At 44.3% G+C, this 11,896-nt stretch carries 9 protein-coding genes; 2 read left to right on the forward strand and 7 right to left on the reverse strand.

Features of this window, described 5'->3' with window-relative positions; genetic code table 11:
* Window positions 1-19: 19 nt before the first annotated feature.
* The 3 genes from AC1DQW_RS09250 to AC1DQW_RS09260 are packed head-to-tail and all read right to left on the reverse strand — an operon-like array spanning window position 20 to window position 1,885.
* Complete coding sequence (locus AC1DQW_RS09250) at window positions 20-817, reverse strand: TPM domain-containing protein (protein ID WP_477453820.1); 798 nt, start codon at window positions 815-817, stop codon at window positions 20-22.
* Window positions 818-829: 12 nt separating this feature from the next.
* Complete coding sequence (locus AC1DQW_RS09255; protein WP_477453821.1) at window positions 830-1,264, reverse strand: TPM domain-containing protein; 435 nt, start codon at window positions 1,262-1,264, stop codon at window positions 830-832.
* A gap of 42 nt (window positions 1,265-1,306) precedes the next feature.
* Window positions 1,307-1,885 (reverse strand): LemA family protein, encoded by a 579-nt coding sequence (locus AC1DQW_RS09260; RefSeq protein ID WP_477453822.1) that lies wholly within the window; start codon window positions 1,883-1,885, stop codon window positions 1,307-1,309.
* Between the two features lie 185 nt (window positions 1,886-2,070).
* Here AC1DQW_RS09260 and AC1DQW_RS09265 point away from each other — a divergent pair, with 185 nt between their 5' ends.
* Window positions 2,071-4,362, forward strand: coding sequence for a GH92 family glycosyl hydrolase (locus tag AC1DQW_RS09265; protein ID WP_477453823.1), 2,292 nt, complete (start codon window positions 2,071-2,073; stop codon window positions 4,360-4,362).
* A gap of 220 nt (window positions 4,363-4,582) precedes the next feature.
* On the opposite strand, the gene AC1DQW_RS09270 is transcribed toward AC1DQW_RS09265, so the two are convergent.
* Window positions 4,583-5,770 (reverse strand): class I SAM-dependent rRNA methyltransferase, encoded by a 1,188-nt coding sequence (locus AC1DQW_RS09270; protein WP_477453824.1) that lies wholly within the window; start codon window positions 5,768-5,770, stop codon window positions 4,583-4,585.
* 202 nt (window positions 5,771-5,972) lie between these two features.
* Here AC1DQW_RS09270 and AC1DQW_RS09275 point away from each other — a divergent pair, with 202 nt between their 5' ends.
* Entirely contained in the window at window positions 5,973-6,821 is an 849-nt protein-coding gene (locus tag AC1DQW_RS09275; RefSeq protein WP_477453825.1) for a DUF2911 domain-containing protein, read from the forward strand.
* A 79-nt stretch (window positions 6,822-6,900) separates the two neighbouring features.
* Here the strand turns inward: AC1DQW_RS09275 and AC1DQW_RS09280 are convergent, their stop codons facing one another.
* The 3 genes from AC1DQW_RS09280 to AC1DQW_RS09290 all read right to left on the reverse strand — a co-directional run bounded on the left by AC1DQW_RS09280 (window position 6,901) and on the right by AC1DQW_RS09290 (window position 11,526).
* The gene (locus AC1DQW_RS09280; protein ID WP_477453826.1) at window positions 6,901-8,601 is read right to left on the reverse strand and encodes a sodium:solute symporter family protein; all 1,701 of its coding nucleotides are present in this window, start codon (window positions 8,599-8,601) and stop codon (window positions 6,901-6,903) included.
* A 108-nt stretch (window positions 8,602-8,709) separates the two neighbouring features.
* Window positions 8,710-8,901: a hypothetical protein gene (locus AC1DQW_RS09285; RefSeq protein ID WP_477401054.1), complete on the reverse strand. Its 192-nt coding sequence runs from the start codon at window positions 8,899-8,901 to the stop codon at window positions 8,710-8,712.
* A gap of 165 nt (window positions 8,902-9,066) precedes the next feature.
* Window positions 9,067-11,526 carry a PIG-L family deacetylase gene (locus AC1DQW_RS09290; RefSeq protein ID WP_477453827.1) on the reverse strand — a complete coding sequence of 820 codons (2,460 nt, stop codon included), beginning with the start codon at window positions 11,524-11,526 and terminating at the stop codon, window positions 9,067-9,069.
* Between the last annotated feature and the right edge of the window lie 370 nt (window positions 11,527-11,896).

An 11,896-nucleotide genomic window follows, 5' to 3' on the forward strand; every position in this document is an offset into this window, starting at 1 on the left:
AGCAATTCTCTAATTAATTCTACCAGCTGCCGCTTGAACCGCCACCGCCGCCACTACCGCCGCCGAAACCTCCAAAACCGCCGCCACCGCTACCGCTACCGCCACCTCCTCCAGAGAAACCTCCCCAGTCAGATCCGCTGCTGCGGCCGCTACCACCAAGTAAACTGCCGGCCAAAAACCACCAGAAGGGGCTTGCGCCACCTCTGCGGCCAATGATTTGGCGGCCACCACCGCCACCACGGTTACGGAATACCAGTATCAGGATAACTACTATTATAATGATCACAATAAACCCGCTGCCGCCACCTTTGCTCCCCTGTTCTTTTGGTTCGGCTTTATATTCGCCTTTCATGTACTTCATTAGGCTGTTGGTTGCAGCCTCCAGTCCGCCGTAATAGTCATCCTGCTTAAAGTGAGGTTTCATATCCTTTTGGATGATCTCCTGCGTAATCACATCCGGTACAGCACCTTCGGCGCCGTACCCGGTTTGGATACTCATTTTGCGGTCGCTGATGGCAACCAACACCAAAATGCCATTATTCTTCTTTTTCTCGCCGATACCCCATTTACGCAGCAATTGCACACCGTAGGCATTAATATCATAGTTGCCGGTTGATCTCATGATCACAACCGCTATTTGCGTAGATGTAGAATCGTTAAAGGCAACCAGTTTGTCTTCCAGCTTTTGCTTATCAGCCGCTGATAAGGTATTGGTATAGTCGGTAACCAATGTAGTTGAGCGCTCAGGGAGCTCCTGGGCAAATCCTATAGCGGTACAAAGTGCCAGGCTACAAAATATGATGAATTTTTTGAACATGTATTTCATTGGTTATTCGCCATCCATAAAAGCAATATCATCAGGTAATTCGTTAACATCGCCGGTATTATGCGGAAAATATTTTTGAAGCTGTTCGCCGGCTATTTTTAAACCAGTAACAATTCCTTCAACAATATCGCCATACTTAAAATGCTTAAGCATTTCTTCTTTTGTATCGTCCCAGAAATTGGCCGGTACCACCTGGTTTATACCTGCATCACCAATAATGGCAAATTTACGGTCTACAGTAGCTACATAAACAAGCACCCCATGACGCATGGCGGTTTTATGCATATTAAGCTGGTAAAAATATTTTGCGGCGCGGTCAAGTACATCCTCACTGCACTTTTTTTCTATACAAACCCGTATTTCACCAGTACTGCGGTTCTCGGCATCCTCAATAACCTTGCGGATCCGCTGCTGTTCTTCTTCGTTAAATACTGCCATTTGTTTTTGTGGTTACACTGATTTTATTTGTGAAACTAAAAACTAAAACTGAACCTTCGGCGCTTTGTCTGACCCAGGCTCGGCAGTAAAATATCCTTTTTCGGAAAAGCCAAACATTTTAGCGGTGATATTAGCCGGGAATGATCTGATCTTGGTATTGAATTCCTGTACGGCAGTATTAAAATCCTGGCGGGAAACCTGTATGCGGTTTTCTGTACCTTCTATCTGCGCCTGCAGTCCCAAAAAATTCTGGTTAGTTTTCAGATCAGGATAATTTTCTGTAACTGCCAGCAACCTGCCTAATGCCGAGCTTAATTCTCCCTGGGCAGCCTGGAAAGCTTTGATAGACTCCGGGGTTAGTTTAGTAGGATCAACCTGAACTGATGTTGCTTTGGCTCGGGCCTCAACAACGGCAGTAAGCGTGCTTTTTTCAAAGTTGGCTGCACCTTTAACAGTGTTTACCAAATTTGGTATCAGGTCGCTGCGGCGTTGATATTGGCTTTGTACAGCGGCCCATTGAGTTTTTACATTTTCGTCGAGCTTAACCATGCTGTTGTAGCTGCACGAACTTAGGGACATGGCAACCGCGACAACTAATATTACTGATAATAGCTTTTTCATTGATGGTTTGTTTTTTTAGATATGTTTTCGATTTAGATTACAAAACGCATACCGTTGTTACAAAAGGTACGGTTTAATGACATTATGTCAAGGTACAGTTTTTATTACCGTTATAGAAACATTTAAGTGTTATGCTTTATATTTGGGGACTTAAAACGTTTTACCAACTGACCCCATTCATTAAAATGAAGAAGATATTTTATGTTTTTTTAGCTCTTGTCTCTTTTGGAGCACATGGACAAACCGCCTCGCCGGAGCAATTAGTACAATATGTACGCCCGATCATTGGCACACAGCGGATGGGGCACGTATATCCTGGAGCCACAGTACCTTTCGGGATGGTGCAGTTGAGCCCCGAAACGGATACTGCAGGTTATGAGCTGAATGGCAAATACAATCCAGATGTATACAAATACTGCGCGGGCTACCAGTACGATGATAAAACGATAGTAGGCTTCAGTCATACCCACTTTAGTGGCACAGGGCACTCAGACCTGGGCGATTTTTTAATCATGCCAACGGTAGGCACTTTAAAACTAAACCCCGGCACCGCCGATAAACCCGGCAGTGGCTATCGCTCCGGATTTTCGCATCAGAACGAGGTGAGCCAGGCCAATTATTATAAAGTAAAGCTGGACGAAAGCAATATTACAGCCGAGATGACCACAACAGCCAGAGTAGGCTTCCACCAATACACATTTCCAAAATCAGACAACGCGCATATAGTGCTCGATCTGATGGCAGGTATCTATAATTATCCCGATAAAAACGTATGGACGTATTTGCGGGTGGTAAATGATAGTACTGTAATTGGTTACCGGCAAACCAACGGCTGGGCCAGAACAAGAACCCTGTACTTTGCAATGAGCTTTAACAAAGCTTTTTACCAGCACGGCTATAAAAAATATGATAAACGGGAAGTATACGGCGGTTTCTGGGGCAAGTTCAATCAAACCAAAAACTTCCCTGAGATAGCAGGCAGGCAGATCAGGAGCTACTTCGACTTCAAGACCGAAGCGGGAGAAAAGATCAAGATCAAGTTCTCCATATCGCCGGTAAGCATGGCAGGGGCGCTGAATAATATGCAAACCGAGATCCCCGGCTGGGACTTTGACAAAGTAAAAGCGGATGGACAACAGCTTTGGGAAACCGAGCTGCATAAAATAGTGATCCAGGGTAACCAGGAGATCAAGGAGAACTTTTATACCTCGATGTACCATACGATGATCAACCCCACCATGTATATGGATGCCGACGGCCAGTATAAAGGAATTGACCAAAACGTACACAAAGCCGAAGGGTTTACAAACTATACCACATTTTCTCTTTGGGATACCTATCGGGCATTGCACCCGCTGTTCAATATCATCGAACCTAAAAGGAATGCAGATATGGTAAAATCGATGCTGGCTCATTATGACCAGAGCCCGGAACATATGCTACCTGTATGGTCCAACTCTGGTAACGAGAACTGGTGTATGAGCGGTTATCACAGCGTTGCCGTAATAGCCGATGCCGTGGTCAAAGGAAACGTAAACTTTGATGCCGGCAAGGCACTGGACGCCTGTGTAGCCACCGCCAGGCATAAAGATTATGAAGGCATAGGCGAGTACATGGATAAAGGCTATATTCCAGATGAAAAAAGCGGTGTATCGGTATCCTCTACCCTTGAATATGCCTTTGACGACTGGGCCATCGCCCAATTGGCCAAAAAGCTGAACCACATGGACATCTACGACGAATTCATCAAAAGGTCAGAAAACTATAAGAACGTTTACGACCCAAGGATAGGCTTCATGCGCCCCAAACTAACCGACGGCACTTTCCGCAAAAAGTTCGATCCGCTGAGCACCATTAACGAAGGGTTTATAGAAGGCAACAGCTGGAACTATACGCTTTTTGCCCCGCAGGACCCCAAAAGCCTGATTGCATTAATGGGCGGTAACAAAAGATTTACCACCTACCTCGACTCGTTGTTTACGATGGACCTGCCCGACAAATACTTTGCCGAGACAGAAGACATCACCAGGGATGGTATCATCGGCAACTACGTGCACGGCAACGAACCATCGCACCATGTAGCGTATTTATATAATTGGACAAGCCAACCCTGGAAAACACAGGAAAGGATCAGAATGATATTACCAAGAATGTACAAACCAACGCCCGACGGACTTGGCGGTAACGATGATACGGGGCAAATGAGCGCCTGGTATATCTTCAGCACACTGGGCTTTTACCCGGTAGCGCCCGGATCAGACCAATACTCGACAGGCAGCCCGGCGGTGAACGGGGCCATCATTAACCTGGACAACGGCAAAAAGTTCATCATCAATGTAAAAAACCAAAGCCCTAAGAATGTTTATGTGCAAAAGATGGTATTGAACGGCAAACCGCTGGACAGCTTATTTATCAGCCATGCCGACATCATGAATGGCGGCGAGATTACTTTTTACATGGGAGCGAAACATAAATAATAGATGTAAGGATTTCAAATTTCAGATGTGCAGATGGAAGAAATTTGATGATTTGGCAATTTGAAGATTTGAAAATGAAGTCAAACTTTCATTACCATCCTACAAAAGGCTGATTTCTATAGCAGAATTGTGTACAGCGTAGTTCCTGGGGAAGAAAATCATTCTTGGCCAAAGCTTTTTGATCTTTGCTATCAACAAAGCTTTGGCCTTTATCTTTCTCCTAAAATACCCGGCACAGTAGCCCCTTCAAATACTCCCCTTCGGGGAATGAGGCCCTTACAGGGTGGTCCTCGGGTTGGTGAAATTGATAAATAAACTGTACCTGTTTACCGGCGTCAAGGGCGGCCCAGGCAATTACTTGTTTAAAGGTTTCCATATCCATAGCGCCAGAGCAGGAATAGGTGGCCAACAGACCGCCTTCATTCAGTAAAAGCATGCCCAGGCGGTTGAGGTCTTTATACGCGCGCGAAGCTCGTGTAAGTGCCGAACGGGATGGCGCGTATTTAGGCGGATCGAGTACGATAATATCAAACTTTTCGCCATCATCTCTGAATTTGCGCAGTTGAGCGTTTACATCGGATTTAATGGCTGTATGTTTATCGGCATCAAGTTTATTAAGCAGGATGTTTTCCTTTAATGTTTCAATGGCTAATGCAGAGCTATCCACACTGGTTACAAAAGCGGCCCCATTTTTCAGGCTGTTGAGCGTAAAACCACCGGTATAACAAAAGCAATCCAATACTTTTTTATTTTTGGCGTAGGAGGCCAGTATATGGCGATTATCGCGCTGGTCACAATAAAAGCCCGATTTCTGACCCTCAGTGATATTAATGCCGTATACTATATTGTTTTCCAACACTTCTACAATTTCGGGTGGCGGGTTACCGGATAATACTTTATTCTCCGTTTCGCCCATACCTTCGTGGGCGCGGGATGCAGCATCGCTTTTATCAGAGATACTTTCGGGGTTCAGCAGTTTTTTCAGCTCATCAATAATTACCGGCATTATGCGTTCCATCCCCGATGTAAGTACCTGCACAGCCAGGTGGCCTGCATATTTATCAACAATTAACCCAGGTAAATAATCAGATTCGCTGAAAACTAACCGGCAGGTATTGGTACCATTTTCCAGCACGTTGGCCCGGCTTTTAACCGCGGTAGCCAGTTTACGACGGAACCAGTCGTCATTAATTTCAACCGATTCGTCCCACTCCAAAAGGCGTAAGGCAACGCGCGATTGATCGTTGTAAAAACCATAGGCCATAAAGTCGCCTTTTGCATTGAGCAGGCGTACCACATCGCCATTGGCTGGCTTGCCCTTTACCTTATCAATAGCGCCGGAAAATACCCAGGGGTGCCTTTGTACAACAGCTTTCTCTTTACCTTTACTTAATACAACATCAATCATGGTTGCAAAGGTAATAAAAAGCTGAAAGCCTAAAGCGGAGGGCTCAAAGCTCCAAATATGATCAACATCTGTGATGTTTTAGCTTTTGACTTTAAGCCTTTAGCTTTATGCTTACAACCCATTAAACTATTACTAATTTTATTACTCCAACACAATATTTCCCGATTAAAAACATTTGGTATCTTAGTATCGAAAACATAACATGAGAAAAACTTACTTACTGGTAGCCACCATGCTGTTAGCGTGTTTGAGCTATAAAAGCTATGCCCAGGTTCCGCGCATTCCTGAGGCCAGTTCAACGCAAACCATTATCCAGGATTTTGGATTAGGGAAGATCACTATCACCTATTCGCGCCCGAATGTGAAGGACCGTAAAACATTTGGCGGTATCATTCCCTGGGGCGAAGTTTGGCGCACAGGTGCCAATGCGGCAACAACCATCACCTTTACCGAAAAAGTGCTTGTTGAAGGTAACAGCGTACCAGCTGGTACTTACTCGCTTTTCAGTATTCCCGAAAAAAATGAGTGGACCATTATATTAAATAAGGTGGTTAAACAGTGGGGAGCCTATAGCTACAAACAAAGTGAGGATTTTGTAAGGTTTAAAATAAAACCTTTGCGCGTAAGCGAAAAAAGGGAAACCTTTACTATGGCTTTTGCCAATTCAACCACCAAGGCGACAGATCTTTACCTGGTTTGGGACCATACTGCGGCAGCGATCCATTTGGAAACAGATGATGATGCCAAGATCACCGCCAATATTGACGAGCTGATGAAAGGCGACAGGAAGCCCTATTACTTTAACGCCATTCAATACTATTATGAAAACAATAAAGATGTTGATAAAGCATTAGGCTGGGTTTATGAAGCAGAAAAGATTGATCCTAAGGGCCCCTGGTACAAGCTTTGGGAATCGCGACTGTTATTACGTAAAGGCAATAAAGCGGGCGCCATTGCCGCTGCCGAAGCTGGTGTTGCCCTTGCAAAAGCCAGTAAAGATGATGAGTACGAGCGTTTGAATAAAGAAGCATTGGATCACGCTAAGGATTAAAAGCCTCATCCAAAACCTCCCCGGAGGAAAGACTTTAAAAAGGCCTTTTTGCAATGAGCAAAAAGGCCTTTTTTAGGAGTTATTGAAGGCTTGGCCGTTTAGAAGGGACTGCTTTATTCATAATGTAAGCAACAATCATCACCAAAAAGCATCCGATAGGGTTAAGCCATAGGTAAGCAACTGTTTTGCTTAATCCTAAGTACAATATTGCCGCTTCACTGATGAGGGCGCCAATAAAAACAGAAGTTCCGTTTATCCGCTTCATATAAAAAGCTACCACAAATACACCTAATACGGTTCCATATATATAGGAGCCTAACTGGTTTACGGCCTCCAGTAAGTTGCCCAGTTTGCTGGCGTATAAAGCCATAATTACACACACAATTCCCCAAAATATGGTCGCTAAACGCGAGGCAAGCAGGTAGTTTTTATCTGAGGCATCTTTATTTATAGTCCGTTTATATATATCGATTACCGTTGTTGAAGCAAGCGAGTTTAATGCACTTGCAGTTGAACCCATGGAAGCCAGGAATATAATAGCAATGAGTAAGCCTACAAGCCCCCGGGGCAGATACTGTTTAACAAAGGTTAGGAATACGTAATTGGTATCATTGTCATCGGCGCCGGCGTTGTGCTTTTTCATCACCTCAACGGCTTGCTTCCTGATGTCTTTAGCTTGCTTCTCTGCCACTTTTAAAGCAGTTTGAGCCTTATTTACCTCATCCTGGTTTTTGCTATCAAAGGCTTTTATAAGGTCATCTGTTTTTTTTTTTCGTTGCTCAAAAGCCAGGGTATATTGCTGATCGAGCTGGTTATATTCCGTTGCATAACTGCTTTTTTTTACATTGTCCACCTCGTAATTATTAAAAAACATAGGTGGTTTGTTAAACTGATAAAAAGCAAAAACCAGTACGCCTATCAACAGGATCAGGAACTGCATCGGGATTTTGATCAATCCGTTCATGATAAGGCCAAGTCGGCTTTGCCCTATGGAGCTGCCGGTTAAGTAACGGCCAACCTGGCTTTGATCGGTACCGAAATAGGATAGCTGCAAAAAGAAACCACCTATTAATCCGCTCCAAACATTATAGCGGTTATCCCAATCAAATTTCCAGTCAATCACGTTCATGCGGCCCAGCTTGCCAGCCATTTTAATGGCATGTGTAAACCCAACTCCCTGTGGCAGGAAGCTTACTACTAAGATCCCGGCTAAAAACATGCCGGCAAATATGATGCTCATCTGCAACAGCTGGGTGTATGACACTGCTTTGCTGCCACCATATACGGTATAAGATATCGTCAAACCGCCAATAAACACCGTTGTATAAACAGTATCGATGTTTAAAATGGTTGATAAAATAATAGCTGGAGCATAAATGGATACCCCGGTAGATAAGCTGCGTAATACCAGGAAAAGGAAGGCGGTGAATGCCCGTGTCTTAAGATCAAAGCGCTGTTCAAGAAACTCGTAAGCGGTGTAAACTTTAAGGCGGTGAAAGATAGGGACGAAAGTAATGCAAAGCACAATCATGGCCAGCGGCAAACCAAAGTAGAACTGCACAAAGCGCATCCCATCGGAGTAGGCCTGGCCGGGGGCTGAGAGGAAAGTGATAGCGCTGGCCTGGGTGGCCATAACCGAAAATCCTACATGGTACCAGGGCAGGGAGCGGTTACCCATTAAAAACTGGTCGATGTTTTTATTGTTGCCGCTTTTCCATATGCCATACAGCACTATACAGAGAAGGGTTAAGCCTAAAACTATCCAGTCGGGTAAGCTCATTCAAAATACTTTGTAATGAGCCAAAATACAAAAACCAAAAGAACCAGCCATGCGACTACGATGCCGTAAAACTGGTTCCAATTACTTATAAACGATGGCAGATCAGGATCACGCCCTTTCACCACGGCCTTTAACCAAAACATTGATGAAGAATGCGGCAGTTAATAAGCCTAATACACCGCCAACAAAAATCCAGGTATAACCTTTATCAATTATTGCACCTACAAACATACCCGATACTAATGCTACTAAGTAGTATATATAATCTAAGTTTTCTTTTTCTTCTTCGTGATGTTTCATATTTGTTGTATTATAACGGTGACAAAAATAGGTGATTAATTGAATTATAGCAACAGTTTATTTGATGTATATCAAACTTGCGGGGTTTAACCCGGTAATATTGTTTTTAGCCTCGTTGACGGCCTCGCTGTTTTAAAACTTCGAAAATTTCAAAGGCATATTATACTAACCTTTTGGTTTGCTCAATAAGTTCACAAACAGGCGGTAAGCGCCCGGCACACCGGCAGGCAATTCCCTGAAAAAAGCCAGCGAAGTGTACACAAACCGGCCTTTGCCGTAATTGCCCACTATTAATGAGCCATTAAGGGGCTGTTCACCTTTATCATTCATCTGGAAGATGGATTTGTATTGAGGATCAATATCGCTTACAAAATATAAGCCACGCTCCTGGATCCAGCCTTTAAAATCGTCCTGGGTTATTTTGTTAGGGTAGTTGAGCACAGGATTTTGCTGATCTAACACAGTGATTACAGCTTCTTCATCCGTAACGCGGCGGTTTACAACCGTAAAAGGGTAGGGGCCGATTTGTTTGGTTACCAGGCCCGAGTTATTGTTGTACTGTACTACCAGGTTGCCGCCGTTTTTTACATATTCCATCAGTTTGGATTGTTCAAAAGCCAGGCGCTCGTTCACGTTGTAGGCACGTACCCCGGTGATGATGGCATCATAAACCGATAGGTCGGCGTTCATGATCTCATTTTCTGATAATATATGTACATCATAACCTACCTGGTGCAGGGCCTCCGGCATCTGGTCGCCGGCACCGGCTATGTAACCTAATTTTTTGCCGGTTGTTTTCAAATCGAGGCTCACCAGCTTGGCTTCAGCTGGTGGGAATAGGGTGATAGCAGGCACGTGGTCGTACTTTATCTCCCTTATTTCGTACTCATATAAACGCGAGTCAACGTCAACCGCAACGCCGGTTACTGCAAGGCCATCCTGGGCGTTAGAAGTTGGTGTTATGGCAAATCGGGCTGTCCATTCATCCCCCCTGTTTTTATCCGTAAAACTGATCATTTCAGGATTAGCCTTCCATCCTTTTGGTAATTTCAACCGGATATTTCCGGTATGTACGTTTTTAAAGCTTTTTAGCTTTACCTGCAGGCTTTGCGATGTTGGTCCATAGAATATGAATACATGGTCGGTAATATTAATTGTAACAGGGGGGGCTATAACAAGTGGCTGATAAATCTCACCCCTAACAGGATCAACATATTTGTATAACAAGCGGCGCTCAAAATTTACCGGTTTGCCCTCAATAATGAACTGAAAGCCGACTTTGGTAAGGTCGGGGTTTTCGGGGTTGCCGGCCAGTGTATCAGGAATGCTATAGGTGCCAATTTTGTGTGGTGTTTCCAACCAATATGGCTGTGTAATTTTATTGGCAATGGTTGATCCGTTAAAGACCTGCAGTTGATTGGCCGGTATCACTTTTGAATTTAAACTTAAAGTATTGTGCCCTGCATCTATTGTATTAATTTTTACTTTATCGTTATACCTGTTCACCACTTGCGCGGTAAATCTAATAGTATCACCAATAGCATAAGTAGGCGTACTGGCGTAAGCCTCAAACCATAAACCCGCGCAGGCCGCTATCAAATTGCTCAGCTCCTTTGTTTTTTGTTCACGCCAGTAAATATCAGATATCTTTTCAACTTTACTCAAAAGTGCTACCAAAGCCGGTACGGATTTTTCGGGTTCTTCCGCATTAAAATTCTTGTTGATGATCCTGATAGATTCGCCTATACCCTCACCATTCTTAACGCGTTTCCAGGAGGTTTCAACGCCATCCATCAGGTCGGTTTGTGGGGCATCACCTAAAATCGTCTTGAAAAATTCAAATGACTCGCCACGTTGTTTGGCCGAGCCAAACCCCTGGGTTTTATGATTGCTGCGGCTTTCGGCAGCAATTTCGCCATAGCTTTTGCCCAGGGTGGTATTATAAACACCTACATCTATCTTAAACTGATCGGCAGCTGTGGTGTTTGTGCTGCCAAAGTTAAAGGTGTTCCACATCAGGCGTTTGGCCTGCCATGGTTTTACATATTTTAATTGTTCGGGGTAACGGGCTGGGTCTGCTGCTGCGGTAAAAGCCTCCTGGGCTAATATTGCAGATGAAGTATGGTGACCATGACCGCCCTCGCCTGTTGTAGGGAAACGGCAAATGATTACATCCGGACGGAATTTGCGGATCACCCAAACCACATCGCCCAATACCTTTTCCTTATCCCAGATCTTCAGCGTTTCGTCAGGCCCTTTTGAAAAACCAAAGTCATTTGCACGTGTAAAGAATTGTTCGGCGCCGTCAACCTTGCGGGCAGCCAGCAGTTCCTGCGTGCGGATCAATCCTAACAGCTCGCTTTGCTCGTTACCTATCAAATTCTGCCCGCCATCGCCGCGGGTAATGGATAGGTAACCCGTTCGGTAATGTTTTTCCTGCGCCAGATAGGCCAGCAGGCGGGTGTTTTCGTCGTCGGGATGCGCAGCCAGGTATAAAACACTGCCCAGGGTGTTCAGCTTTTTTAAATTCTGCTGAATAGTGCCCATGTCCGTAGGTGGCGAGGATTGGGCAATTACACAACTATATACTAACAATAAGGCAATAACCAGGTTGAAACGCTTCATGGAAACAAATATATTGAAAGATACCAATTTACAATTTGATGTATCAAGAATATAACAGAGGCATGATAGAGAGTGGGCGTTAGCATATTTTGAGCTTTAACCCGGATAGGGTATGTGAAGTAACCACAGGATTAAGCACCAATAGTGTTAACTTTTTTCAGGACGATACAATACACAAAGTGTTCCATCGGAACGCTGGAACGCACCGGAACGGGTGGAACACCTTTGTGTCTGATAGTCAACAAACTAAGTTTTCGTAAAAAACAGGGGTGGAACACATTTGTGTTTGATATACAACGAGTTATGATTTTTTATTTTTGCTGATTTACAACATGCCATCAGTTAACAACACGGGCTAAGCTCTTGTATA

Source organism: Mucilaginibacter sp. P5_A4 (assembly GCF_056400605.1).

Coding starts and splice junctions, on each gene's coding strand:
- AC1DQW_RS09270 (WP_477453824.1), bottom strand. CDS start 5,770: ATGATTGATGTTGTATTAAGTAAAGGTAAAGAGAAAGCTGTTGTACAA.
- AC1DQW_RS09260 (WP_477453822.1), bottom strand. CDS start 1,885: ATGAAAAAGCTATTATCAGTAATATTAGTTGTCGCGGTTGCCATGTCC.
- AC1DQW_RS09290 (WP_477453827.1), bottom strand. CDS start 11,526: ATGAAGCGTTTCAACCTGGTTATTGCCTTATTGTTAGTATATAGTTGT.
- AC1DQW_RS09255 (WP_477453821.1), bottom strand. CDS start 1,264: ATGGCAGTATTTAACGAAGAAGAACAGCAGCGGATCCGCAAGGTTATT.
- AC1DQW_RS09265 (WP_477453823.1), top strand. CDS start 2,071: ATGAAGAAGATATTTTATGTTTTTTTAGCTCTTGTCTCTTTTGGAGCA.
- AC1DQW_RS09280 (WP_477453826.1), bottom strand. CDS start 8,601: ATGAGCTTACCCGACTGGATAGTTTTAGGCTTAACCCTTCTCTGTATA.
- AC1DQW_RS09250 (WP_477453820.1), bottom strand. CDS start 817: ATGTTCAAAAAATTCATCATATTTTGTAGCCTGGCACTTTGTACCGCT.
- AC1DQW_RS09285 (WP_477401054.1), bottom strand. CDS start 8,901: ATGAAACATCACGAAGAAGAAAAAGAAAACTTAGATTATATATACTAC.
- AC1DQW_RS09275 (WP_477453825.1), top strand. CDS start 5,973: ATGAGAAAAACTTACTTACTGGTAGCCACCATGCTGTTAGCGTGTTTG.